26 protein-coding genes are annotated in these 24,023 nt (G+C 71.8%); 9 read left to right on the plus strand and 17 right to left on the minus strand.

The features are described 5' to 3' along the window. Window positions 1-98 precede the first annotated feature (98 nt). From AB0E78_RS34030 to AB0E78_RS34040, 3 genes are all read right to left on the minus strand, one after another. The gene (locus tag AB0E78_RS34030; RefSeq protein ID WP_361840932.1) at window positions 99-1,442 is read right to left on the minus strand and encodes an aldehyde dehydrogenase family protein; all 1,344 of its coding nucleotides are present in this window, start codon (window positions 1,440-1,442) and stop codon (window positions 99-101) included. Window positions 1,443-1,514: 72 nt separating this feature from the next. Next, window positions 1,515-2,084 (minus strand): TetR/AcrR family transcriptional regulator, encoded by a 570-nt coding sequence (locus tag AB0E78_RS34035; RefSeq protein ID WP_361840935.1) that lies wholly within the window; start codon window positions 2,082-2,084, stop codon window positions 1,515-1,517. 5 nt (window positions 2,085-2,089) lie between these two features. Beyond that, window positions 2,090-2,785: a type 1 glutamine amidotransferase domain-containing protein gene (locus tag AB0E78_RS34040; protein WP_361840938.1), complete on the minus strand. Its 696-nt coding sequence runs from the start codon at window positions 2,783-2,785 to the stop codon at window positions 2,090-2,092. A gap of 109 nt (window positions 2,786-2,894) precedes the next feature. Between AB0E78_RS34040 and AB0E78_RS34045 the strand changes: the two genes are divergently transcribed. After that, window positions 2,895-3,857 (plus strand): LysR family transcriptional regulator, encoded by a 963-nt coding sequence (locus AB0E78_RS34045; protein ID WP_361840941.1) that lies wholly within the window; start codon window positions 2,895-2,897, stop codon window positions 3,855-3,857. Between the two features lie 11 nt (window positions 3,858-3,868). On the opposite strand, the gene AB0E78_RS34050 is transcribed toward AB0E78_RS34045, so the two are convergent. Next, window positions 3,869-4,261 carry a nuclear transport factor 2 family protein gene (locus AB0E78_RS34050; protein ID WP_361840944.1) on the minus strand — a complete coding sequence of 131 codons (393 nt, stop codon included), beginning with the start codon at window positions 4,259-4,261 and terminating at the stop codon, window positions 3,869-3,871. An 81-nt stretch (window positions 4,262-4,342) separates the two neighbouring features. On the opposite strand from AB0E78_RS34050, the gene AB0E78_RS34055 reads away from it, so the two are divergent. After that, window positions 4,343-4,918: a PadR family transcriptional regulator gene (locus AB0E78_RS34055; protein ID WP_361840946.1), complete on the plus strand. Its 576-nt coding sequence runs from the start codon at window positions 4,343-4,345 to the stop codon at window positions 4,916-4,918. Between the two features lie 10 nt (window positions 4,919-4,928). Continuing rightward, complete coding sequence (locus AB0E78_RS34060; protein ID WP_361840949.1) at window positions 4,929-5,618, plus strand: HAD family phosphatase; 690 nt, start codon at window positions 4,929-4,931, stop codon at window positions 5,616-5,618. A gap of 14 nt (window positions 5,619-5,632) precedes the next feature. Here the strand turns inward: AB0E78_RS34060 and AB0E78_RS34065 are convergent, their stop codons facing one another. Further along, window positions 5,633-8,863 (minus strand): cytochrome P450, encoded by a 3,231-nt coding sequence (locus AB0E78_RS34065; protein WP_361841254.1) that lies wholly within the window; start codon window positions 8,861-8,863, stop codon window positions 5,633-5,635. Between the two features lie 210 nt (window positions 8,864-9,073). Between AB0E78_RS34065 and AB0E78_RS34070 the strand changes: the two genes are divergently transcribed. Then, the gene (locus tag AB0E78_RS34070) at window positions 9,074-9,655 is read left to right on the plus strand and encodes a PAS domain-containing protein (protein WP_361841257.1); all 582 of its coding nucleotides are present in this window, start codon (window positions 9,074-9,076) and stop codon (window positions 9,653-9,655) included. A 43-nt stretch (window positions 9,656-9,698) separates the two neighbouring features. Here the strand turns inward: AB0E78_RS34070 and AB0E78_RS34075 are convergent, their stop codons facing one another. The 9 genes from AB0E78_RS34075 to AB0E78_RS34115 form a co-directional block, all read right to left on the minus strand. Then, the gene (locus AB0E78_RS34075; protein ID WP_361840951.1) at window positions 9,699-10,037 is read right to left on the minus strand and encodes a MerR family transcriptional regulator; all 339 of its coding nucleotides are present in this window, start codon (window positions 10,035-10,037) and stop codon (window positions 9,699-9,701) included. Window positions 10,038-10,494: 457 nt separating this feature from the next. Next, window positions 10,495-10,803 (minus strand): SCO5918 family protein, encoded by a 309-nt coding sequence (locus AB0E78_RS34080; protein ID WP_361840954.1) that lies wholly within the window; start codon window positions 10,801-10,803, stop codon window positions 10,495-10,497. A 47-nt stretch (window positions 10,804-10,850) separates the two neighbouring features. Next, a complete protein-coding gene (locus AB0E78_RS34085) occupies window positions 10,851-11,099 on the minus strand; it encodes a CBS domain-containing protein (protein ID WP_361840957.1) in 249 nt (82 codons plus the stop codon). Between the two features lie 102 nt (window positions 11,100-11,201). After that, on the minus strand, window positions 11,202-12,746 hold the full coding sequence (locus tag AB0E78_RS34090; protein WP_361840960.1) for a DEAD/DEAH box helicase: 1,545 nt from the start codon (window positions 12,744-12,746) through the stop codon (window positions 11,202-11,204). Window positions 12,747-13,052: 306 nt separating this feature from the next. After that, the gene (locus tag AB0E78_RS34095; RefSeq protein ID WP_361840963.1) at window positions 13,053-13,256 is read right to left on the minus strand and encodes a cold-shock protein; all 204 of its coding nucleotides are present in this window, start codon (window positions 13,254-13,256) and stop codon (window positions 13,053-13,055) included. Between the two features lie 329 nt (window positions 13,257-13,585). Next, complete coding sequence (locus tag AB0E78_RS34100; RefSeq protein WP_361840966.1) at window positions 13,586-13,969, minus strand: FhaA domain-containing protein; 384 nt, start codon at window positions 13,967-13,969, stop codon at window positions 13,586-13,588. 75 nt (window positions 13,970-14,044) lie between these two features. Continuing rightward, entirely contained in the window at window positions 14,045-14,503 is a 459-nt protein-coding gene (locus AB0E78_RS34105) for a PRC-barrel domain-containing protein (RefSeq protein WP_361840968.1), read from the minus strand. Next, window positions 14,500-15,087 (minus strand): PRC-barrel domain-containing protein, encoded by a 588-nt coding sequence (locus tag AB0E78_RS34110; protein ID WP_361840971.1) that lies wholly within the window; start codon window positions 15,085-15,087, stop codon window positions 14,500-14,502. The genes AB0E78_RS34105 and AB0E78_RS34110 overlap by 4 nt, the downstream gene beginning before the upstream one ends. Continuing rightward, window positions 15,084-15,230 carry a hypothetical protein gene (locus tag AB0E78_RS34115; RefSeq protein ID WP_361840974.1) on the minus strand — a complete coding sequence of 49 codons (147 nt, stop codon included), beginning with the start codon at window positions 15,228-15,230 and terminating at the stop codon, window positions 15,084-15,086. The genes AB0E78_RS34110 and AB0E78_RS34115 overlap by 4 nt, the downstream gene beginning before the upstream one ends. Window positions 15,231-15,427: 197 nt before the next feature. Between AB0E78_RS34115 and AB0E78_RS34120 the strand changes: the two genes are divergently transcribed. Beyond that, a complete protein-coding gene (locus AB0E78_RS34120) occupies window positions 15,428-16,237 on the plus strand; it encodes an RNA polymerase sigma factor SigF (RefSeq protein WP_361841260.1) in 810 nt (269 codons plus the stop codon). 82 nt (window positions 16,238-16,319) lie between these two features. Beyond that, window positions 16,320-16,715, plus strand: a complete 396-nt coding sequence (locus tag AB0E78_RS34125; RefSeq protein WP_361840976.1) for an STAS domain-containing protein — start codon at window positions 16,320-16,322, stop codon at window positions 16,713-16,715. 26 nt (window positions 16,716-16,741) lie between these two features. Here the strand turns inward: AB0E78_RS34125 and AB0E78_RS34130 are convergent, their stop codons facing one another. Together AB0E78_RS34130 and AB0E78_RS34135 are read right to left on the minus strand one after the other, a co-directional pair. Continuing rightward, window positions 16,742-19,117, minus strand: a complete 2,376-nt coding sequence (locus tag AB0E78_RS34130; RefSeq protein ID WP_361840979.1) for an FtsX-like permease family protein — start codon at window positions 19,115-19,117, stop codon at window positions 16,742-16,744. Further along, window positions 19,114-19,806: an ABC transporter ATP-binding protein gene (locus AB0E78_RS34135; protein WP_361840982.1), complete on the minus strand. Its 693-nt coding sequence runs from the start codon at window positions 19,804-19,806 to the stop codon at window positions 19,114-19,116. The genes AB0E78_RS34130 and AB0E78_RS34135 overlap by 4 nt, the downstream gene beginning before the upstream one ends. A gap of 217 nt (window positions 19,807-20,023) precedes the next feature. Here AB0E78_RS34135 and AB0E78_RS34140 point away from each other — a divergent pair, with 217 nt between their 5' ends. Together AB0E78_RS34140 and AB0E78_RS34145 are read left to right on the plus strand one after the other, a co-directional pair. Next, window positions 20,024-21,316, plus strand: a complete 1,293-nt coding sequence (locus AB0E78_RS34140; RefSeq protein WP_361840985.1) for a histidine kinase — start codon at window positions 20,024-20,026, stop codon at window positions 21,314-21,316. Continuing rightward, the gene (locus AB0E78_RS34145; RefSeq protein WP_361840987.1) at window positions 21,313-22,002 is read left to right on the plus strand and encodes a response regulator transcription factor; all 690 of its coding nucleotides are present in this window, start codon (window positions 21,313-21,315) and stop codon (window positions 22,000-22,002) included. The genes AB0E78_RS34140 and AB0E78_RS34145 overlap by 4 nt, the downstream gene beginning before the upstream one ends. A 6-nt stretch (window positions 22,003-22,008) precedes the next feature. Here AB0E78_RS34145 and AB0E78_RS34150 read toward each other — a convergent pair whose 3' ends face one another. After that, on the minus strand, window positions 22,009-22,155 hold the full coding sequence (locus tag AB0E78_RS34150; RefSeq protein WP_361840990.1) for a hypothetical protein: 147 nt from the start codon (window positions 22,153-22,155) through the stop codon (window positions 22,009-22,011). A 306-nt stretch (window positions 22,156-22,461) separates the two neighbouring features. Here AB0E78_RS34150 and AB0E78_RS34155 point away from each other — a divergent pair, with 306 nt between their 5' ends. Continuing rightward, a complete protein-coding gene (locus tag AB0E78_RS34155; protein ID WP_361840993.1) occupies window positions 22,462-23,970 on the plus strand; it encodes an FUSC family protein in 1,509 nt (502 codons plus the stop codon). Window positions 23,971-24,023: the final 53 nt, after the last annotated feature.

Raw genomic sequence — 24,023 nt, forward strand, 5'->3', positions numbered from 1 at the left:
CCGCGCTGGACGCAAGGGAGTTCACATCCGTTTCACCCCGGCCCTGACGGCCCTGCGGATCCGGGAGTACGTCAGCCACCGCGGGGATCGGCCGGGCATCAGCCCAGGGGAACGTCGAGCCGGGCCTTGCGGTGGCTGAACGTCGCGATGGAGTGCGGGCCGTGGTAATTCCCGACACCGCTCTCGCCGACTCCGCCGAACGGCAGCTCGGGAACCCGGAGATGAGCCATCGGAAGGCCGAAGCCCAGGCCGCCCGACGACGTCTCCGCGGCGAGCCGCTGCCGAGTCGTCTCGCTCTCGGTGAAGCCGTAGAGGGCGAGCGGCTTGTCGCGGTCGTTGATGAACGCGATCGCCTCGTCGAGCCCGTCGACGTTCACGATCGGCAGTACGGGACCGAAGATCTCCTCCCGCATCACCGGCTCGTCGGGCTTCACGTCGGTGAGCACGGTCGGCGCGATGTAGACGTCGTCGCGGTCGCTCTGCCCGCCGAACGCCGTCGTCCCGGAGCCGAGGAGGGCCGAGACGCGGTCGAAGTGCCGCTCGTTGACCATGCGGCCGTACGTCTCCGAGGACCTGGGGTCCGTGCCGAACACCCGCTCCACGGCCGTGCGCAGCTCCCGGGCCAGCGCGGGCGCGGTCTCCGGGTCGGTCAGGACGTAGTCGGGGGCGACGCAGGTCTGGCCCGCGTTGCGGAACTTGGATTCGGCCAGGCGGGTGGCCACGGCGGCCAGATCGACCCCCCGGTCCACGAACACCGGTGACTTGCCGCCGAGTTCGAGGGTGACCGGGGTGAGGTGCTCGGCGGCGGCGCGCATCACGATGCGGCCGACGGCGCCGTTGCCCGTGTAGAAGATGTGGTCGTACCGCTGGGCGAGCAGCGCGGTGGTCTCCGGCACGCCGCCCTCGACGACGGCGACCGCGTCCGTGTCCAGGTACTGGGGGATGAGCCGGGCGATCAGCTCCGAGGTGGCCGGGGTGACTTCGCTCGGCTTCAGGACGGCCGTGTTGCCCGCCGCCAGGGCGCCTACCAGGGGGACGAGCAGCAGCTGCACGGGGTAGTTCCACGGCGCGATGATCAGGACGGTGCCGAGCGGCTCGTACTGCGTACCGGCGGTGGACCCCTCGGGCAGCCCCGCGAGGGCGCCGGGCGCGAGCGGATGCGGGCTCAGCCACTCCTCCAGATGCGCCAGCGTGTGGTCGATCTCCCGTACGGGGAAGTCGACTTCGGCGGTGTACGCCTCGGTGCGCGGCTTGTGCAGATCGGCGTGGAGGGCGTCCGCGATGTCCTCGCGGTGCTCGGTGAACAGGGAGCGCAGCTGGGTTAGCTGCTCCTCGCGCCAGGCCAGGGGCCGGGTGCGGCCGGTGGCGAACGTGGCACGGAGCCCGGCGACGAGGGCTTCGGGGTCGAGTGCCTCGGGGGCGGGCGCTTCAGGGTGGCGCATGAGGGGTCTCCTCGGGAGTTCTCAGGTGCGGCTGGGCATGGGGGGAGGGGGTGGGGGTGAGTGACGGGTGGGTCAGCGGGGCGTCGGCGTGGTGACCGGCGATCCGAGCAGCCCGGTGAGGAGCGCGTCGGTGGCGGGGCCGAAGAGCCGGCGGCCGTCGGGCGCGGACTCCAGGCCTATGACCAGGGCGACGCAGATGTCGGCGGCCTCGGCGGGCTCCACCGAGGCCGGGGTCCCCGCCTCGGTGAACAGCTCGATGAGCAGGCTCCGCAGCGAGCCGGTGAAGCCGTGGCAGATGTCGCCGAAGATGCGGGCCTTCGCGTCGAGGAGCTCGGCGGAGTGCGGCGAGTCCCCGGCCAGGCGCAGCACCAGGTCGAGCTTGGCGGCGAGGACGCCCCGGATGCGCTCGGCGGCGGAGATGTCCTCGGCCGCCGCCTGCCGGGCCCGCGCGAGCGCCTCGGAGTGCAGGCGCTCGGCGAGCTTGCGGAAGGCGTCGTCCTTGTTGCGTACGTACTGGTAGACCGCGGACCGGGACACGCCCATCGTGGAGGCGATGTCGTCCATCGTGGTGCGCCGTACGCCGTACCGCGTGAGGGAGTCGTAGGTGGCGTCGAGGACCTCGTCGAGCCGGTCGGTGCCCATCAGGGTCAGGCCAGCTTCCCGAGCAGCTCGTCGGCCAGCGGAGCTGCGGACGCCGGGTTCTGACCGGTGATCAGGTTGCGGTCGACAACCACCTTGGGGGCCCAGGGCTCGCCCTCCTTGAAGTCGGCGCCCGCCGCGACGAGCCGGTCCTGGAGCAGCCACTTGGCCTTCTCCGCGAAACCGGACTGGGTCTCCTCGACATTGGTGAAGCCGGTCAGCTCGTACCCCGCGAAGGCGTTGGAGCCGTCCTCCTTGGTGGCGGCGAGCAGCGCGGCCGGACCGTGGCAGACGACGCCGAGCGGCTTGCCGGACTCCAGGGCGGCGGTGAGGAGCCTGCCGGATTCGGCGTCGACGGCGAGGTCCTCCATGGGGCCGTGGCCACCGGGGTAGAAGACCGCGGCGTAGTCGGCGAGGTCGACCTCCGCCAGCTTGAGGGGGCGCAGGAACTCGCTGATCTCCGCGAGGGTCGTGGCGACCTTCTCGGCGCCTTCCTGGCCGCCGTTGAACTCGGGCGCCAGGCTCGCCTGGTCGACGGTCGGCACGACGCCGCCCGGTGTCGCGACGACGACCTCGTGTCCGGCGGCCTTGAACGCCTCGTACGGCGCGACGGCCTCCTCGGCCCAGAAGCCGGTCGGGTGCTGGGTGCCGTCGGCCAGCGTCCAGTGATCGGCGCCGGTCACGACGAACAGAATCTTGGCCATGGTGTCTCTCCGAGGGTGGAAGCTCTGACGTTCTGTGCTCAGAACGTCAGGTGGTGCTGTCCTCGAAGGTAGGTGGGCGAACCCAACGAAATCCAATAGGATGCTCCATGTGGAAGATAGGAATTCCGATGGGTCGGCGGGAATAGGCGCGGGGGCCGCGGCGGCCGGTCCGCTCGACCTGAATCTGCTGCGTACGTTCCTGGCCGTGTACCGGTCGGGTTCCTTCACGGCCGCGGCCCGTCTCCTCGGCCTCTCGCAGCCCACCGTCACCACGCAGATCCGGGCTCTGGAGCGGCAGGTCGACCGGGAGCTGTTCGAGCGGCTGCCGCGAGGCGTGGCCCCCGCGCCGTACGCGGACGCGCTCGCCGCCCGTGTCGTCGACCCGCTCGACGCCCTCGCCGCGGTCACCGGACACGGCGGCCCCCTCGACGGCGCCCCCGCGGAGCCCGTCCAGCTGGCGGGCCCGGCGGAGATGCTCTGCCACTGCGCGCTGCCCGCACTCGCACCGCTGGTCGAGAAGGGCGTCAGGCTACGCGTGACGACAGGCCTGACCGACCGGCTCCTCGACGGGCTGCGCGCCGGCCGGCACGACCTGGTGATCGCCACGGCCCGCCCCCGCGGGCGCTCCCTGAGCTCGGTGCCCCTCGCGGACGAGGAGTTCGTCCTGGTCGCGGCCCCCTCGTGGGCCGAGCGCATCGGCGGCGACGCGCGGATCGCCGCGGACGGCCCGGGGGTGCTGCTCGGCGTCCCGCTGGTGACCTACGCCGAGGATCTGCCGATCGCCCGCCGCTACTGGCGGCACGTCTTCGGCAAGCGGCTGACCTGCGAGGCCTCCGTCACGGTCCCCGACCTGCGGGGCGTGCTCTCCGCGGTCGTCGCGGGCGCCGGATTCTCCGTGCTGCCCCGCTACCTCTGCCGCGACGCCCTGGCAGCGGGCACCCTGACCCTCCTCCACGACCCGGAGGACGCCCCGATCAACACGGGTTTCCTGGTGCAGCGCCCCGGGTCCGCGGACAACCCGCACGTCGCCCTCGTGCGCGACCACCTGATCCGGTCGGCTCGCGCCTGGTAGCCGCGCCCTTTCTAGGCGCCCGCCGCCTCCCGCGTGATCTCGTCCCACTGGGCGCCCATGGCCGCCGCGAGTGCCTGCGCGGCAGAGAGGGGGCGGACCATCACCATGAGCTCGTCGATGAGTCCCTCCTCATCGACGTGGATGAAGTCGCAGCCGGTGATCTGCCGGTCGCCGACCCGTGCCTCGAAGACGAGCGCGGAATCCCGCCCGGCGGCATCGTTGATCTCGCGTACGTACCGGAAATCCTCGAAGACCCGCGTGACGCCGCGCAGGATCGCGGCGGTCGTCGCCTTGCCCGGGTACGGGCGGAACACGACCGGGCTGGAGAAGACGACGTCCTCCGCCAGGAGCGCCTCCATCGCCGCGTGATCGTTGGCCTCGACGGCCTTGCGGAAAGCCTGCATGCCCTCACCTCGCTTGATGTTGATAGTCAATTTATTGAGTAGGTGCGATGGAGAGTAATCACATCGGTGTACGGTGTCCAGATGTCTCTCAAGTACGCGGTGCTCGCGGCGCTCCTGGAGGGCGAGTCGTCCGGCTACGACCTGGCCAAGATCTTCGACGTCTCCGTGTCGAACTTCTGGTCCGCGACTCCCCAGCAGCTCTACCGCGAGCTGGAGCGACTGGCCGCCGACGGTCTGATCGAGGCACGCGTGGTGCAGCAGGAACGCAGGCCGAACAAGCGGATGTTCACGCTCACCGGCACGGGCCTGCGGGAGCTGCACGCCTTCGCCGCCGAGCCGCCCCGGCCCATCGCCATCCGGGACGAGCTGATGGTCAAGGTGCAGGCCATGGACGGCGGCGACCCGGCAGCCACCCGCGCCCTGATCGAGGAGCGCATGGCCTGGTCGCGCGGCAAGCTGGCCCGGTACGAACGGCTGCGCCGCCACCTCCTGGGTGACCGGGAGGAAGAGGCCTACCTGCGCGACGCCGAGCGCATCGGCCCCTACCTCACGCTGATGGCGGGCAGGTCCCTGGAGGAGTCGAACCTGCGCTGGGGCGAGCAGGTCCTCGAGATCCTCGACCGACGACTGAACTACGCCGGCAAGGGCGGGACATGAGGAGGCAGCAGTGGGCGACGCGCCTGAAGCGATCGAGGCACGGCCGGACGGGTCACCGCGTGCGGTGCTCACCGACTTCGGCGGGGTGCTGACCACCAGCGTGCTCGACTCGTTCCGCGCCTGGTCCACGGGGGCCGGCGATGACCCGCTGCTGCTGGAGCGGCTGTTCCGGGAGGACACGGAGGCATCGGCGCTCCTTGTGGAGCACGAGTGCGGGCGCCTGAGCGAGGCCGGCTTCGAGCGGGGCATCGCGGGGCGGCTGCGCGAGCAGGGCGTGGTCGTGGAACCCGCGGGCCTCGTCGCCGCGATCGGCGCGGGGATGCGCCCGGACGAGACGATGCTCGCGGCCCTGCGCGAGCTGCGCGCCCAGGGCATCCCGGTGGCCATCGTGTCGAACGCGCTCGGCGACGACTGCTACCAGGGATACGACCTGGACGCCCTCGCGGACACCGTCGTGATCTCCAGCCGGATCGGCTCCCGCAAGCCGGGCCGCCGCATCTACCGGACGGCCTGCGACCGCCTCGGCGTCGAACCGTCCGACTGCGTCATGATCGACGACCTGGAACACAATCTGCGCGGCGCGGCCCGGCTTGGCATCCGAGGCATGCACCACCTGCACAGTGGCGAAACGGTGCGCGCCCTTGGCCAGTTGTTCGGCGTCGGCTCGCTCGCCGGGCCCGGTGCGCCCGGCCCGGCGTGAGCCGCTCGCCTTCCTCACCCGGCCGCGTACACGTCCTCCACGTAACGCCCCTCGGCGGTCAGCCCGTCCAGCCACCGCTCGGATTCGGCGACCGTGGCCCCCGGCGTGCGGTCCTGGTGGAGCGTGCGCAGGGCGTCCCGTACGCCCGGTGCCATGCGTGAGCCGTCGCCGCACACGTACACTCTGGCCCCGGCGGCCAGCAGTTCCCACACCTCGTCGCCCTCCGCCGCGATGCGGTGCTGGACGAATGCCGCCCCGTCGACGGGGGCGGCGCTGAAGGCGGGGCGCAGCGAGACCGCTCCCGCGGACTCCGCGGCGCGCAGTTCCTCGGCGTGCAGGAAGTCGGCCTCCGGCGCATCGCAGCCGAAGTAGCAGAGAGCAGGCGGGAGTTGGGCTCCCGTGGCCACCAACGCCGCACGGTCCGCGATGGTGCCGCGGAACGGGGCGAGGCCGGTGCCCGCGGCGACCATGATGACGGGCGCGGTGTCCGCGTGGTCGATGCGGAACACCTCGCGGCACGGCTGGACCCGTGCCAGGACGGTGTCGCCCGGCCGTACCCCGTTGAGGTGCCCGGAGCCCGTCCCACGGTACAGCCGCCCGTTGCCCGAGCGGGCCGGGGCCTCCAGGAGGGACACCATCAGATCGGCGTGTCCGGGGTGCACGCCCGGCGAGGAGGACACCGAGTAGTGGCGGGGCCGCAGAGGCGCCAGCACGTCGAGCAGCCGCGGCCACTCCAGGGCCCCGCGCAGGGCAGGGCAGGCCTCGACCAGTTCGAGCAGCGTGCGCCCGTCGGCCGCGCGCGCCTCGGCATCGGACGCGAGGGCGTCGAGTTCGGCCCGCTCCGGCGGGCAGGGATTGGCCGCGGCGAGCACGGCAAGCTGACCCGCGGTGGGCCTGTCCTGCAACTCGACGTGATGAGTGAGCAGTTGGCGCACGCTCAGCGGGCGGTCCACGGCGAGAGTGTCGCGTCGGGGACGGCTCGCGCGGATGTCGAGCACGGCGTCCGGGTCCACGCCGAGCGCGGCGGCGGCCCGGTCGACGAGCGCCGGGTCGTTGACGGGCAGCACGGCGAGATGGTCGCCGGTGCGATAGGTCATGCCGTCGGGCAGGGCGAGCCGCACGAAACGCTTCGTGCGGGGATGGCCGGGCGCGGTGAGGTCGTACGCCTCGCTGACCTTCATCGGCACGAGGCCGTGCCGCGCGGCGAGTGCGTCCAGCGGGCCACCGGTCACCTCGCGGACCTCGTACGCGTCCGCGGGAGTGGCGGAGCCCGGCCCCTCCAGCGCGTCGGGATCGCCGTACCGCTCCAGAAGGGCCGTCCGCAGCCGGGCCGTGAACTCCCTTACGGTGCCGCCGAGATCGCCCGAGGCGTCGGCCGCCGTACGCGCCAGGAGCCGGGTGCCGCCGAGCTCCGCGAGCCGCTCGTCGAAGCGCGTCGGAACGTGCTGATAGGTGGCGGCCCAGTTGCGGTCGCCCACACCGAGGACCGCGTACGTGACGTTCTCGGCGGTGGCCGCCGGGGCTCCGTCCAGCCAGGTGGCGAACACGGTGGCGTCATCGGTGGGCCGGCCGTTGTAGGAGGCGGCGGTGATGACGACCGGGCGGTCGGCGGGCAGCGCCCCCGCGTACTCGTCCAGCGGCGCGACCTCGGTGTCGCAGCCCACCGACGCCGCCTCGTCCGCGAGTTGAGCGGCGAAGTCCCGGCAGGTTCCGTAGTTGCTGCCGTGCAGGAAGAGCGCGCGGGTGCCGGGCACGACACGCGCGGGCAGGGGAGTGGCGTCGGCTTCCGCCGCTGCCGGGGCCGCTGCCACGCCCGGCAGCGCGCCGTGCACGCGGTCGGCGGCGGTGCGCGGCGTCAGCGTGAGCGTGAAGCCGTCGGGCTTGAGGGTGAGCGTCTCCTTGACGGTGAGCCGGTAGTCGGCGTGGTCGTGCAGCCGGTAGCGGTGGACCAGCATCCCGAGCAGCATGGTCGCCTCGTGCAGCGCGAACTGCCGCCCGATACAGGCCCGTTCACCGGTCCCGAACGGCTTGAACGCGTGCGGGGAACGTGCGGCCTCCGCCTCGGCGGTGAACCGCTCCGGGTCGAAGAGCTCCGGATTGTCGCCCCACACGGGCTGCCGGTGCAGCATCGGCGCGATGACGGTGACGCCCTGCCCCGCACGCAGCGGGATACGGCCGCCGAGGAGCGTGTCCTCGCGGGCGTGCCTGCCGAACGCGGCGGCCGTCGGCCACAGCCGCAGCGCCTCGTTGAGGACCTGCCGGGTGTACGTGAGCCGCCCGACCTCGTCGAACGTCGGCTCGGGGTCGGCCGTGTCGCCCCACAGGGCATCGACCTCACGCCGTACGAGGTCGAGGACGGCGGGGTGCTTGGCCAGGTAGTACATCGCGAACGACATCGCGCCGGACGTCGTCTCGTGCCCCGCGATCAGGAAGGTGATGACCTGGTTGCGGATGTTCGCGGCGTCCAGCTTCGTGCCGTCGCCCGGGTGCGCTGCGCTGAGCATGAGCCCCAGCAGGTCCTCGGCGGGCCCCGCGCCGGGCGCGCCGCCCGACCGCGCGGCGATGACCTCGTCGACCACCTGCGCCAGATAATCGGCGTCGGCCCGGAAGGCCGCGTCCGCCGCCGAGTGGTCACTGCCCGGCGTACGGCTCAGCCGCGTCATGCTCCACTCCAGACAGCGGACCATGGAGCCGATGAAGGGATGCGGCTCGGCCCGCTCGAACGAACCGAAGTCGTAGCCGAACCCGGCGAGCCCGATCGTGTCCAGGGTCATCCGGGTCATGTCCCCCGGAACGTCCACGGGGCGCCCGTCCCGCGCGCCCCGGTCCCACGATTCGATGAGCCGGTGCGCGACGCGCAGCATCATCGGGTGGTACGTACGCATCGAACCCATCGCGAACGCGGGCATCAGGATGTCGTGGGCGCGGGCCCAGTTGGGCTCGTCGTTGTACGCGGTGAACAGCCCGTCGGCGGTGAACTCGCGCACGTTCTGCAGGGCGGGACCGACGTACTTGGCGAACCGGGTCTCGTCGGCGAGCTCGGTGACGAGATCGAGATCGCTCACGAACAGCGCCTCGCGGTCGTGCAGCCGCCGCCGCACCACGGGCCCGTGGCGGCGGAGCAGTTCCATGACCTGCTGCACGGGGGCGGGCCTGGGCCCGGTGGCGGAAATGTCGATCAGCGGTACGCCGTCGACGCCGGAGCCGGCGTCCTGGGGGAGCGGTGCGGTGGTGGTGGAGGGCATGGCGTGACAACTGCCTTTCGCCGTACGGAAGTCACTGCTCACCAGCTTGGTCCTCGGCCCCCACGGGTCCGTGCCGCACCACTACATGATTGTGTAGTGGCGAACGCCACCTCACCCTTGACTGCGGCGCTCTCGACTGCGCCGGCCGGAAGGAGTCACCCCGTGGAATTCGCCGACTCCACGGACACCGTGATCTGGCGCAACCGCGCCATGAACCTGTTCGCCCGCATTCCCATGCCGATCGCGGTGTGCGACGCGAGCGGGGCGATCATCCTCGCCAACCCGGCCATGACGGCGGAGTGGGGCGAGACCTCCGGCACCCTGCGGGGGCGCAACGTGCTGGAGCTGTTCCGGCCCGACGAGGAGACACAGGTCCTCCGGATCGCCGAGGCGGTGCGGCTGGGGCGCCGCTCGCGCTATCCGGTCGCCGTGCACTGGGAGGCGGCCGACGGGACGCGGCGGCACGGCGAGCTGACGGCGGAGCCGGTGAGCGACACGGCCGACGAGGTGCCCGGCCTGCTGGTGCTGCTGCGCGTCCTGGGCGAGGAACACGCCCTCGCCCCGGAACCCGTCGAGGCCGCCACGCCGGCCGAGACCCGCATCCTGGCGCTGCTGGCCGGTGGCGCCACCACGGCTCAGGCCGCCCGTGGGACGGGCCTCACCACGGACGGCGTCACCTACCATCTGCGCCGCCTGACCGAGCGGTGGGGCGCGGCGAACCGGACGGAACTGGTGGCGCGGGCGTACGCGCTGGGGGTTCTCACTCCGGGAGTATGGCCTCCGGTCGCGTGAACCGGGCCTGTCGGCGCACGGCCCCTCCCGGGAGGGGCGGGGCTCAGCTCGGGCGGTCGCTCGACTCCGCCGACGTGCGGCGGTACTCGGCGTTTATGCGCTGTGCCTCCTCGAGCTGATCCTCCAGGATGACGATGCGGCACGCCGCCTCGACCGGGGTTCCCTGGTCCACCAGTTCGCGGGCGCGAGCCGCGATCCGCAGCTGGTAGCGGGAGTACCGCCGGTGCCCGCCTTCCGAGCGGAGCGGTGTGATCAGTCGGGCCTCACCGATGGCCCGCAGGAAACCGGGAGTGGTGCCGAGCATCTCGGCGGCCCGCCCCATGGTGTAGGCGGGGTAGTCGTCATCGTCCAGACGACCACTGAGCGGGGTATCTGCTGTCATGTCACCTCGTTATGCGAACGCGTCGAGGGGCCCTGGTGCCGTACGGCACCAGGGCCCCGAAGGAAATTCAACACCATCTGCCGGCCTTATCGCTGCGCCGACCTCTTGTTTCCGCTGTCCGGCCCTGCGAGAGGGCGGGATCGCGGGGATCGCTGATGCGTGACCGAGGACCACCTTCCGTTCCGGGGTCTTGCGGTACCCGGGCCGAATCGATCTCGGGCCGGGCGATCCTGATGGCGTCTGCTCCCTCCGTTCTTCCTCTGAGTCTGCAGCTACGAGAGAAATCCTAATCATGCGGTCACCCAATGTCTACCCTGGCCAGCATAGATTTTGTGCGCTGCCGCATGAATCCATGGGCGCGGGCGAGCGGACAACGCAAAAAGAGGGCCCTGCCGGCGTGTGCCGGCAGGGCCCTCTTCGGTGTTCTGGTGTCGTCCCGCGTGTCCCGCGTGTCCCGCTATACGGGAGTGGGGGCGCCGAGCAGGGCCGACGCCGTCTGGAGCGGGGTGAGGTCGCTCGGGGCGGCGTCCTCGGACGGGGTGCGGCAGGTGAAGCCGAGAGCCCTCATGGCGCGGGTGACCTCCCCGGCGCTGAAGTCACGCCGGTCCTGCCGGGTGATCACCGCGCCCACCTGCTTGATGGGGTAGTGGCGGCGGCCGATGATGACGGAGTCACCCGAGATGGGCTCGGGCTTGACCCCCTTCATCGTGTCCAGCACCCCGGCCTTGGTGAGGTCGAACGGGAAACGGGCGATGACGCAGCGCATGATGCCTCACAGGTGAGGAGATGGGGCGGCTGGAAGAGGTGGGGCGTTCAGCGGGTGAGGGCGAGAACGTCCCGTAGACGGATCTGGTCCGTGTAGGCATGGCTTTCGCGGACCTCGATGAGCCGGGCCCGGGTGATCAGGCCCGTGCACTGGTCGTCCTCGTCGCACAGGAACAGATGGCCGGCGCCCGCGCCGGCCATGACCGACAGGGCCAGCTCGACGGTCATGTCGTCACGGACCTGCGGTCCCACGTCCAGACTACCGGCGCACTCGGCGGATCCGGCGCTGTCGGGCATGGAGACGATGGCGGAAGCCGCCGGGCGTGGCTGTGTCTGAACCGGTGTCAAAGGTGCCTCCTGCAGGGATGGGTGAGCCTGGCGGTCGCGAAGGCCCTGGTACTAGGCCGCCGAGCTCGAGGCCGACGACGGCCCCTGAGCGGAGCGGCGCGGAGCGCGGTCGGTGCGCCGGTCCTGGGCGCTGCGGCTGCGGCGGCCCCGGGAGGAGGCGGCACTGCCGCGCCGCGGGCGCTCCGACGCGGGCATGGTGATGGTGACCGGGATGCCCGAAGGAGCCTGGGCGCCGGTGATGCGGCTCAGCTCCTCGTCGCCGGAGCGGATCTGGGCGGTCTGCGGGGTGATGCCCGCGGCGGCCATCAGACGGCTCATGTCGCGGCGCTGGTTGGGCGTCACCAGGGTGACGACGCTGCCGGACTCACCTGCGCGGGCCGTACGGCCGCCGCGGTGGAGGTAGTCCTTGTGGTCGGTGGGCGGGTCGACGTTCACGACGAGGTCGAGGTTGTCGACGTGGATCCCGCGTGCGGCGACGTTGGTCGCCACGAGCACCGTCACATGGCCGGTCTTGAACTGGGACAGGGTCCGCGTGCGCTGCGGCTGGGACTTGCCGCCGTGCAGGGCCGCGGCGCGGACGCCGCTGTTCAGGAGGTGCTCGGTCAGCCGGTCGACGGCGTGCTTGGTGTCCAGGAACATGATCACCCGGCCGTCGCGCGCCGCGATCTCGGTGGTGGCCTGGTGCTTGTCCGCGCCGTGCACGTGCAGGACGTGGTGCTCCATCGTGGTGACCGCGCCCGCGGACGGGTCGACGGAGTGGACCACCGGGTCGGAGAGGTAGCGGCGGACGAGCAGGTCGACGTTGCGGTCCAGGGTGGCCGAGAACAGCATCCGCTGGCCCTCGGGGCGCACCTGGTCGAGCAGCGCGGTGACCTGGGGCATGAAGCCCATGTCGGCCATCTGGTCGGCCTCGTCGAGGACGGTGATGCCGACCTGGTTCAGCCGGCAGTCGCCGCGGTCGATGAGGTCCTTGAGCCGGCCGGGCGTGGCGACGACGACCTCGGCGCCGGCGCGCAGCGCACCGGCCTGCTTGCCGATCGACATGCCGCCGACCACCGTGGCGAGCTTCAGCCGCAGGGCGCGGGCGTACGGCGTGAGCGCGTCGGTGACCTGCTGGGCCAGCTCACGGGTGGGGACGAGGACCAGGGCGAGCGGCTGGCGCGGCTCGGCGCGCTGGCCGTCCGTACGGGCAAGCAGCGCGAGGCCGAAGGCGAGGGTCTTGCCCGAGCCGGTGCGGCCACGGCCCAGGACGTCACGGCCCGCGAGCGAGTTGGGGAGCGTCGCGCCCTGGATCGGGAACGGCACGCTCATGCCTTCACGGCCGAGCGCGGCGAGCAGCGGCGCCGGCATCGCGAGATCGGCGAAGGCCTCGACGGCCGGGAGCGCGGGGGTGACCGTGACCGGCAGGGCGAACTCGCCCTGGGGAGCGGAGGGTCGGCGGCCGTAGCCACCGGAACGGCCGGAACCACCCGAGCGGCCGGAGGACGGGGCGCCGTAGCGGCTGCCCCCGCTCCTGCTGGAGCCCGAGCCGGAGCCGTAGCCGCCGGAGCCCGAGCGGCTGCGGGAAGAGCGGTCGTTCGTGCGTGCGCGGTTCAATGGGGAACCTTCCTCGATGCGGCACGTACCAAGGAAATTCCGCAGCGAAGAGCGCAGCGCGGAGAATCGCGAGAACGGGCCGGATGAAATGCGTGAAGCGAATCCGGCCGGCGGCGATGTTCTGCGGGCGGCGGATGCGCGGGAACGAGTGACGTTCCGGACAGGGACACGGCGAGCGCTGGACCGACGAAAAGAAATTCGAAGGGATATGTGCGCAGGAATTCATGCCCCTGGATGATGCGGAAATGCACGAGCTGGGGCCCGCACCCCAAGGTGCGGGCCCCAGCTACGAAGTACGCGTGAGCGTCAGGCGGGAACGATGTTCTCGGCCGTCGGGCCCTTCTGGCCCTGGGCGATGTCGAAGTTCACCTTCTGGCCTTCCTGGAGCTCACGGAAACCCTGGGCGGCGATGTTCGAGTAGTGGGCGAAGACGTCGGGGCCGCCGCCGTCCTGCTCGATGAAGCCGAAGCCCTTTTCCGAGTTGAACCACTTCACGGTGCCAATAGCCATGTCATATCTCCTTCGGGTGCAGTGCCCGGAGCCGCATTGTGCAGACTCCGTGTCGCCGCGATGATTTCCCCGCCGGAAATGACCGGAAATACAAAAGTGCTCCCACCGGCCGAAAAGTCGGTGAGGGCACTTGAAGTTTCTTGGGAACCACAACTGCAACTGAGATCGACAGTAGCACGGTGTGGCCTGCTCCGGGTGGGGAAAAAGTCCCTTCCGGGCGTCGCACAAGAAACCCTCAGAGGGCCTGGAACTGATTTCTCTCACGGCCGACACACATATTGGTTCGCCCGAAACGCAGCGTTTCTGCGGCCGGGGGCGGGCCCCGGGGGTCACCCCCTGTTCTGCGGGGCGATATGGCCGTGAATCCGGAACCTGCCGACCGCTTCACCACCGGCCGACCGCAGGCTGACCGCCACCGGACCCGCGAACGTATATCCCTGCTCGGCGGCGTGGCGGTGCACCTGGGCGGCGAGATAGCGGCTCAGCTCGGTGCTGGTGGTGGTGAGCCGGCGGTGGCTCTCCGGCGGCAGGTCGATGACGAACGAATTGGGTACGAGGACGCGCTCGCGCCCGAGGATCAACGCGCTGTCATCGCACTGCCTGCGCAGTATGGCGACCACTTCCCCGCGCTGCTGTCTGGGCGGAAGCAGCAGGGTCCACACGGCGGTCGTCCAACGCTCCATGGTGTGTTCGATCAGGCTGATGACTCGCATGGAGCTCCCGCTGCCCGGCGCCCGCGGCCCCACACTCCCCCGAACGGGTGGCCGCTCCGGTGGGGCGGGGACGCGTCAGCCGGCGGGCATGGGATGCTGCCCCGCCCCGACGACCAGGGCGTACGCGCCGATGCCGATGAGGCGGCTGCCGGGGACCTGCTCGCGACCGATGTGCAGATCGCCCACGCTGCCGGTGTCCGGGTCGAAGGTGACCTCGGTGAGCGTGCCGATGTCCTCGCCGTACTCGGTGAGGACCCGCTTGCCCAGCAGCCTCTTGTGCGCGCGGGAGTGCGAGCCGCCGTGACCCGTCTCCGTCGCGTCCGCGCCGCCGGTGTCGATGATCACGGCGTCCGGCCCCATGCCGCGCACCCGCGCCCAAGGGACGCTGTCGCCGCCGGTCTTGGCATCCCGCAGGTACAGCTCAGTGATCCGGCGGGTCAGCGGATCGATGCCGAGTCCCGCGACCTCCCCGGCGGGGCGCGCGTCATCGGCGCTGATGACCGGATGGCCCAGGACCTGGCTGAGCAGCATCATCGGCCGTTCCCCTTCCGGAATCCCGTCTCACCCGCGGTCCGCGTCCGCTCCCGGGCCGCGGCCAGCGCGTCGAGGTCGTCCACCGCCTGCCCGGCCAGCTCCGCCGGGATCACCAACGTGTCCCCGGTCATGGCCAGTTGACCGTGCGCGGGCAGGAAAGCCCGGCGCTCGTGCCGGCCCATCGCCTCGGTGGTCGTGATCTCGAAGCCGACCACCCGGCCGCTCGTGCCGCCCTCGACCACCGCGTCCAGTACCGCGCCCAGTTCAAGACCCGCGTCGCTCAGTACCCGGGCGCCACGCACCTGTCCCGTATCGGCCTCGCCCCTGTCCACCACCGCGTCCCTGGCCTGCAGGACCTCGATGGACGGGATCATCACCGCGTCCGGCCCCAGCGCGTGGACCCCGGACCAGGGCAGGCTCTGCTTGAGCGGACCGGACAGCAGCCCGCGGCCCGCAAGCGTGAAACCGGTGATCCGTCCGCCCGCCGCGTCGAAGACGGTGTCCTTCACCTGGGCCACCGCTTCCCCGCCGAGTGTGACCACGGGCCGCTTGGTCAGTTCGGCGGCGAGCATCAGCGTGCTCACCGGATCCTCCCGCCGCCCGTGCGGCGCCCCCGCCGGACCACGATCGCGCCGCCGCCACGGCGCCGTGCCTGGGTCCCGAGGACCGCACCGGCCAGCAGGAGCAGTGCGACCAGTACCACGGCCAGCCACATCCACCAGATCACAGCCGTCCACCTCCCGTGTCATCCCGCGGTTGACCCGAGTTCCCCGGGAGGAGCTTTCTATACGGAGAGTCAAGTCACGGGAATGTAACGGGAGATGGTGGGTAAGAGCCCGTGCACAGCGCGCTCTCGCCCGGAGGGTGCCATGTGTTTCGGGAGTGACGACGGTGGCCACGACGACCAGCAGCCCAGCACCCACGATGTCGTGCGCCGAACGACATACCGCCGACCCCGACATCAGCCGCCGCACGGCCGACCTCCGGGCCCTCTCCAAGACGCTCTTCGCCCGGCTGGACGCCGTGGAGGAAGGAACGCCCGAGCACTCCTACGTACGCAACTCGCTGGTGGAGCTGAACCTCAACCTCGTGCGGTACGCGGCGCACCGGATGCGCCCGCGCGACGAATCGTACGAAGACGTCGTCCAGGTGGGCACGATCGGTCTGATCAAGGCGATCAACCGCTTCGAGCTCGAGCGGGGCGTGGAGTTCACCACGTTCGCGCTGCCGACGATCATGGGCGAGATCAAGCGCTTCTTCCGCGACACCACCTGGGCCGTGCGCGTTCCCCGCCGGCTGCAGGAGCTCCGCATCGACCTGGTGAAGGCCACCACCGATCTCGAGCAGACGAACGGGCACACCCCGACCACGGCCGAACTCGCCGAGCACCTGGACCTGGACGAGGCCGAGATCAGCGAAGGTCTCACCGCGGCCAACGGCTACACCACGGCCTCCCTGGACTTCCCCGCCGACGGCGTCGACTCCGACGACACGCTGGCCGACCACGTCGGCTACCGCGATCCTGAGCTGGACAAGGTCGAGGACCTGCACTCCCTGAAGCCGCTCATCGCCGCGCTGCCGGAACGCGAACGCCAGATCCTCGGGATGCGCTTCGCCGCCGACATGACGCAGAGTGAGATCGGTGCGGAGCTGGGCATTTCCCAGATGCACGTCTCGCGCATCCTCAGCAGGACGCTCGGACGGCTGCGGGTCAAGCTCCTCGACAAGAGGTAGCGGCAGCGGGGCGCACGCCGCGCGGAGCTGTTCCGGGAGAGGCCACTGGGTTGATCTCGGTACGATGGCTCATGGGGGTGTGATGTCCACTGAGACCCATCGCCTGACCATCACCGAGCTCGCGAGTTGCTCCGACTCCGCGGTGCTGCGGGTCAGCGGCGAGCTGGACCAGTCGTGCGAGGAGTTCTTCCTGCGTACCCTCGGCGCTTCCGTCGAGGCCGGGCACCGGCATCTGGTCCTGGACGTGACGGCGCTGATGTTCTGCGACTCGCGCGGCCTGAACTGCCTGCTCGCCGTGCGCTGGCTGCTCGCACGCCGTGAGGGAAAACTGCTGCTCGCGGGGGCGGGGCGCCGCCTCTCGGAGATGCTGACCCTGACCGGCAGCACGGAACTGCTCCCCGGATACCGCACGGTCGGCCAGGCCCTGCAGACCCTTCCGGACGACCAGCGCCCCCTGTGGCCGCCGACGGAGGCATAGGCCCCCGCCGGCCGCACCACACGGCACTACTCCGTGCGCAGTGCCGTGGCCGTACGGGCCCTGGCCGCCCAGCCCGCGGGGAGCAGCGCGCCGAGCAGCGCGATGACGACCCCGGCGAAGCCCAGCAGGACCAGCTGCGGCGCCCCGTACACGTCCATGACCGACGGCGGCAGGCCGGTGCCCGCCGCGTGCCCCATCACCGGCAGCACGAAGCCGTGCAGCGCGAACCCGGCCGGCACGCCCACGAGGCCCCCGACCACGCCGATCCCCGCCACCGAAGCCAGCACGAGCCCCACGATCTGCCGCGGTGACATGCCGATCGCCTTGCAGACGCCCAGGTCGTGGACGCGCTCCCGGGTGTCCAGGACGACGGAGTTGAGCACGCCGAGGCCCGCCACGGAGACCAGCATCAGGGTGAGCAGCGCCGCCATCGTGTTCAGGATGAGGATCATGCCCTCCTGGTCGGACGGGTCGTTCGCCATGGCGTCGCCGCCCAGCGGTTCGAGCGTCGCGGAGAGCTTCTCGGCGTACGCGGTGGGGGAGACGCCCGCCTTCACGTCGACGAGGAACGTCTGGGGCGCCGTCCCGGGGAAGGTGCCCATGTCCGCGTGCAGATGCAGGCCGTCGTCCGAGGTGTCGAAGGCCTCGCCGACGATCCGCAGGGTCCGCTTCTGCTGCTTGAGGGTCACCCGCACGGTGTCACCGATCTCGGAGCCGGTCCGCTCCAGGAAGCGCGTGGACACCACGAGCTGGCCCGCACCGTCGATCCAGTGCCCGGCGATCATCTCGTAGCCGCCCGACCCCGTGGCGCCCTGGTAGAGGCTGGCCCGGACCGTGCCGGAGATCCCGCCCACGGTGACCTCGCTCTGCGTCAGGCCGTAGGACGAGGCGGTGCCCGCCTGGGCCTCGACGGCGGCGCGCACCTTCGCCGTGTCGGCGGCCGTGCCGTCCGCAGAGCCGTCCGTCGCGGGGGGAGGCTGTCCCGGGCCCGCGGCCCGCCCGCCGGCGACCACGGTCACAGCGGCGCGCTCCTCGGGGTCCGAGGCGGCACCGACCGCGTCCAGCGAGGCGGTGAGACCCATCGCGAAGGTCGCCGCGACCGTGCCGAAGGCCACCGCGAGCAGCATCGCGACCGCGCGGACCGGGTGCGCGAAGGGACTCGCGAGACCGTAGGTCACCGCCCGCGGCAACGGCAGCCGCCCCGCGGCCCGGTGCGCCCACCGGCCGCGTCCCGTGCGCGGCGCCCGGCCCACCGCGATGGCCTCGACCGTACGCAGCCGCCCCGCCCGCAGTGCGGGGACCAGCGCCGCGACACCGACGACGAGCAGCGCGGCGAGGGGCACCACGACATCCACCCACCAGGCCACCGAGAGCGAGGCGGTGCCGTACGCCTGCTCGGTGTCGTCGAGGAGCGGCACAGCCAGCAGGTTTCCGAGCACGACCCCCAGCGCGATGCCGATGCCCGCCGGGATCAGCGCCTGGGCCACATAGGCGCGCACGACCTCGCGCGGCGTGAAGCCCACGGCCTTGAGGATGCCGATCCTGCGCAGGCTCGTGCCGACCGCGCCGCTGACCACGCTGCCGACGATGATCACCGACATCGCGATGCCGAGCACACCGAACGCGATCAGGAACGGGACGGTCGGTGCCGCGCCCTGATCGGCGGCGCGCTTGGCGTCCAGGTAGGACTCGGTGCCGAGCAGCGCGCCGGACGGCACCGCGGCGGCGAGCTTCTTGCGGCCCTCGGCGATCTGCTCTTTCGTGCCCGCCGGTTCCAGGCGGTAGAGCATCTGGCTCGTGACCGGGGTGTCCTTCGATGCCAGCGCCCTGACCTGCGCGGGCGTCGCCCAGGCGGCGGCCGTCTTGCTCGCCGACGTGGCGAGGCCGACGACCGTGAGGGTCGCGGCGTCCGCCGCGTCCGACGTCTTCAGGGTGGAGCCGAGCCTGAACGCCGGCCCGGTGAACGACGAGTCGAGGACGACCTCGCCCGGTTTCGCCGCCCACCGGCCGGACTTCAGGTTCAGGTCGTCCACGGCGGCGTCCGGGCCGGACCGCCCGGCCAGCGTCGTGGCGGGCACATGACCGCCGTCCCGGCCCACCGGGTGGATCGTCGTGAGCGGGTACGGTCCCGCGCTCGCCGTGACGCCGTCCAGCCGCCCGGTGGCCTTGATCCGCGCCGTGCTCGCACCGGCCGGGTCGAACTGGGCGGTGATGTGCGCCCCGTGCTGCTGCGTGAAGGCGTGGTCGAAGGGGGCGTTCGCTGCGACCATGAGGGACCCGGCGACCACGGCCGAGGCCACGGCCATCATCGTGGCCACGGCGATCACCAGGGTCTGCACCCGCCGCCTGCCCACTCCGGAGCGCACGACCCGGCCGAGCGCGCCGGCGCCGATGCGGCTCATCGGAGCACCTGCGCACGGCTGTCGAGGGCGACCTGGCCGTCGACCAGGTGAATGGTGCGGCTCGCGCAGGCCTCGGCGAGCGCCAGGTCATGCGTGACGAGCACGATCGTCTGCCCGCCGCGATGCAGGTCCACGAGCAGCTCCCGTACGTCGTGGCCCGACGCGGTGTCGAGCGCACCGGTCGGCTCGTCGGCGAGGAGCAGCGCGGGGCGGTTGACCAGCGCCCTGGCGACCGCGACGCGCTGGCGTTCGCCGCCGGAGAGACGGCCCGGGTAGGCGCGGGCGTGCTTCTGGATGCGGAGGATCTCCATGAGCTCGGCGGTGCGGGCAGCCGCCTTCTTCCGTGCCGTCCCGGTGAGCTGGGCAGGGAGTTGGATGTTGTCGGCGACGGTGAGGTCGTCGAGCAGATTGAAGAACTGGAAGACCATGCCCACCTGTTCGCGGCGGAAGCGGGCGAGCGCGTGCTCGCTCAGCCGGTCGATCCGACGCCCGGCCACCGTGACCGCGCCCTCCGTCGGCTTGTCAAGACCCGCGACGAGATTCAGGAGCGTGGACTTGCCGCTGCCGGACGGGCCCGTCACCGCCAGGGCCTCGCCCTGGGCGACGCCGAGGTCCAGCGGTCCCAGTGCTGGCGCGCCCGCACTGTCGTAGCGCTTGGCCACGCCCTCCAGCTCGATCACGTGAGTCATGAGAGGTTCCGTCCCGTCGGTCGATGGCTCCTGCGGTGCCTGGCCCTGCGAACCTAGGAGCGGGCGTGGTCGGGGCGCGTCGGCCGCGGCACCGACATCCGGCCCTCCCCGCGAAGGACCCCGCCACGGGGTCATCACCGCGGCGTACTCCTTCGGGACGGCACCCCGGCCGTTCAGGCTGATGCGGGACGCGGCGGGCGGGTCGCACAATGAGCCGGTGGACAAGGGAGAGCGGCGCGGACCGCGGCAGCAACTGCGTGACGCGTTCCGGCCGGAGCCGAGGCCCGCTCCGCTGTCGCGTCGCGCGGTGCGCGGCGACGTGGCCCTCGCGGTTCTGCTGACCGTCGTCGCCCTGATCGTGGCGGCGCGTTACCCCGACAGCGGGCCGGTCACGTACGGGCCGGAGCCCCCGGCCAGGCCCGCGCCGCCGCCTCCGGGGCCCGGGATACGGGACCCCGAGATCTACGCGGCGCCCTGGCCGCTCGTCGTGCTCTCGGCGCTGCCGCTGGCGGTCCGGCGGTGGTACCCGCTGGCCGCGTTCACCGTGGTGCTGTTCGCGGCGCTCGCCATCGGCGAGCACCGGACCTCCTGGATCAACGTGCTGACCTGCGTCATCGGCGCCTACACCGCCGTCATGTACAGCCGTTACCGGATGGGGGCGATGGTGGCGCTGCTGTGCGCCGCCGTTTTTGCGGGCATCGCGTTCCGGGGCACGGAACCCGTCCTTCCCGGCTGGTCGAGCCCGGCGGTCGTCCTCCTCGTCGCGGGGGTCCTCGCCGCTCTGGTCCGGTTCTGGCGACGGCAGTTGACGGTGAGCCGGGACCGGTACGCGGAGCTGCAGCAGACGCAGGGCGAGGCCATGCGCCGGGCGGTGGACGAGGAGAGATCCCGCATAGCCGCCGAACTGCACGACGTGGTGACCCACAATGTGAGCGTGATGGTGATCCAGGCGGGCGCGGCACGCAAAGTGATGGACGCGGCGCCGGAGCGGTCGAAGGAGGCACTCCTGGCGGTCGAGGCCGGGGGGCGGGCGGCGATGGCCGAACTCCGGCATGTGATGGGCCTGTTGGCGGCTCCGGACACCGGCAGGAACGACACCCCGGCGGACGGCCTGGAGCCGCAGCCGGGCCTCGGTCAGCTCGATGCCCTGATCGAACGGGTACGTGCCGCGGGGACACCGGTCGACATCATGGTGGACCTGCCGCCGGAGCCGCTGTCGCCCGGCGTGGACCTCGCGGCGTACCGCGTCGTCCAGGAAGCGCTGACCAACACGATCAAGCACGCGCCCGGCGCCGACGCCTCCGTCACCATCGGCTGCGCGGACGGCCACCTGGAGATAGAAGTCACCGACACCGGCGCCGCGCGGGACACACCGCCCGCGGACGGCAACGGCCGCGGCCTGATGGGACTGCGCGAGCGCCTCGCGGTCTACGGCGGCGAACTCACCGCCGGGCCCACGCTCGCGGGCGGCTTCCGGATCATGGCCCTCATCCCCTGGCGCACCGCATGACCTGGCCACCGCTCCGTATCGTCATCGCCGATGACCAGGCCCTCGTGCGCACCGGTTTCGGGATGATCCTGGCCGCCGACGGCATCGAGGTGACGGCCGAGGCGGCCGACGGTGCCGAGGCGGTGGCCGCCGTCCGGCGCACCCGGCCCGACGTCGTGCTCATGGACATCCGCATGCCGCAGATGGACGGCATCGAGGCCACCCGGCGCATCCTGGGCGGCGAGGGCCCGCACGAGACCCGGGTCATCATCCTCACGACGTACGACCTGGACCACTACGTTTACGCGGCGCTCACCGCGGGCGCCAGCGGTTTCCTGCTCAAGGACGTCACCCCCGAGCATCTGGTGGCCGCCGTACGCCTGGTGCAGTCCGGGGACGCCCTGCTCGCGCCCACGATCACCCGCCGCCTCATCGAGCGCTTCGCCACCCGTGAGGAGAGCGCGGTGCCCACGCTCCACCGCGACCTGTCCGGCCTGACGCCCCGCGAGCTGGAGGTGCTCCGCCTGCTCGCGACGGGACTCAGCAACGCCGAGCTCGCGGACCGCCTGTTCCTCAGCCCGACCACGGTCAAGACGCACATCGGCCGCATCCTGTCGAAACTGGACCTCCGCGACCGTGTCCAGGCCGTCGTGCTCGCCTACGAGACCGGACTGATCGCACCGGGAGGCCGGAGCGCGGAGGCCTGAGCGGCCTCAGCGGCGCCCTCGGAACTTGCCGAGCACCCGCTTGGCCTGGGCCCGGTTCTTGGGGTCGGCCGAGGCGCGGCGGACCTGCCGGATCGTGCGCTTTCCCTCGGGGCTCCGGACGAACTGCTTTATGCGGTTGATGACTCCGGGCATGCCGACTCCTTAGTCGTGAGAACTGCCAGCCTATGACGGGGTTCTCGGGGCGTACCCCGGTCGACGGCACTTACGCCGGGAGCCGCGGACCCTGCCGCGCGCGCCACACCCTCCGGAATGATCCGTTGGCCCTCTGGTGGTACGGCATGAGGGCGGCGAGGTGGGCCAATGGCTCAGTGAATCGGGTGCGGGTTGAGCCAGCAGGGCTTCGGATGGTTCGATGTGTCCGTCGATGGCGCTGCGGATCCCCGCGGCGCCTTTTTCATGCGGGCAGGTCGAGATGTCGGGGAAAGGGGCGGGGAAGCCGTGCTGAAGAGGGTGTTCGTGGCGCCGGATCCGGGGCGGGTGCGGTTGCGGTTCGCCGCGCGGGCCGTCATCGGCATCGCGCTCGCGGTGACCGTGTGCGGTCTGGCCGGGCACTCGCTCGTCGCGGCGATCACCGGTGGGCTCGCGGCGCTGCTCGCTCTCTTCACCGTGGGCGACACGACGGTGAAGGGGCAGGCCGTCACCACGGCCCTGCTGCCCGCCGTGGGCTTTCCCGTGCTCGCACTCGCCGCGGTGCTGCACGACGTGCCCGTGGCGCGGGACGTCGCCTTCCTCGCCGTGATGGGCGCGGGCGTGTACGCGCGGCGGTGGGGGCCGCGCGGGCACTCGCTCGGGGTGTTCGCGTTCATGATGTTCTTCGCGACGCAGTTCCTGCACACGGTGCCGGGACAGCTGCCCGAGCTGTTCGCCGCCATCCTGCTGTCGCTGTGCGCCTCGTCGGCCGTACGGTTCGGGCTCTGGTGCTACGAGCGCCGCCTGCCGCCCGCGGTCGTGCCCGCACCGCCCGCAGGCAGGGGCCTGGCCAGGACGACCACCCGGCAGGCGGTCCAGGCGATGCTCGGCGGCGCCTTCGCCCTCGCGGCGGGGCAGGTCCTCTCGCACGAGCGCTGGTACTGGGCCGTGGGCGCCACCTGGTGGGTGTTCGTGAACACCGCGTCGCGCGGGGAGACGCTGGTGCGCAGCTTCCGGCGGGTGCTCGGCACGGTCATCGGCATCGGCGCGGGCTTCGTCCTCGCTGTCCCGCTGCACGGTGCGCCGGTGCCCTCGGCGATCGTCGTCGCCGTCAGCGTCTTCGGGATCTTCTACACCGCGGCGGTCTCCTACACCTGGATGATGCTCGCGGTCACCGTGATGGCCGGGGTGCTCTACGGACTGCTCGGGGTGCTGAACCCGGGGCTGCTCGCCCTGCGGGTCGCGGAGACCGGCGTCGGGGCGCTCGGTGCCGTCATCGCCGTGCTCCTCGTCCTGCCCGTCACCACGCACGCCACGACGAACGCCTGGATCGAGCGCGCCCTGCGGTGCGTGCACGCCTGCACGGAGGAGGCAGCCGCCCGGCTCGCCGGCTCCGCGAGCGCCGACCCCGCGCCGCGCGTCGCCGAACTGGAGCAGCTCCTGGGCAAGGTGCGGTTCTCGCTCGCTCCGCTGGTGCACCCGTTCAGCCCGCTGCGGGCCCGCAAGGAGCGCGCCGGTCAGGTGCTCGCGCTGCTCGACGCCTGCGCCCGGGAGGTGCGCGGGCTCGCCTCGATCGCCGCGGACCCCGAGGCCTCGCACGACGACCGGCTCGCCGCCGCCTGCTGGCGCGTGGAGGCCGCCGTGGAGGCGCTCACCGCGCCGGAGGCCGCGCACGGCCCGGCCACCGACACCCTCGCCCTGCCGCATCCCGCCACCCTCGAACCCGTACTGGCCCATCTGCACGGCCTGGAGAAGGCCCTCGTCGAGCTTGCGGTGCCGCTGCGCAGCCCGACTCGTACGCCTCTGATCGGGGCCTGAGCAGGCCCGATTCCCTCGGTGGAGCAAAGCCGGACCGGTCACATGAATCGATG

The organism is Streptomyces sp. NPDC032198 (assembly GCF_040636975.1).
Classification (GTDB): domain Bacteria; phylum Actinomycetota; class Actinomycetes; order Streptomycetales; family Streptomycetaceae; genus Streptomyces.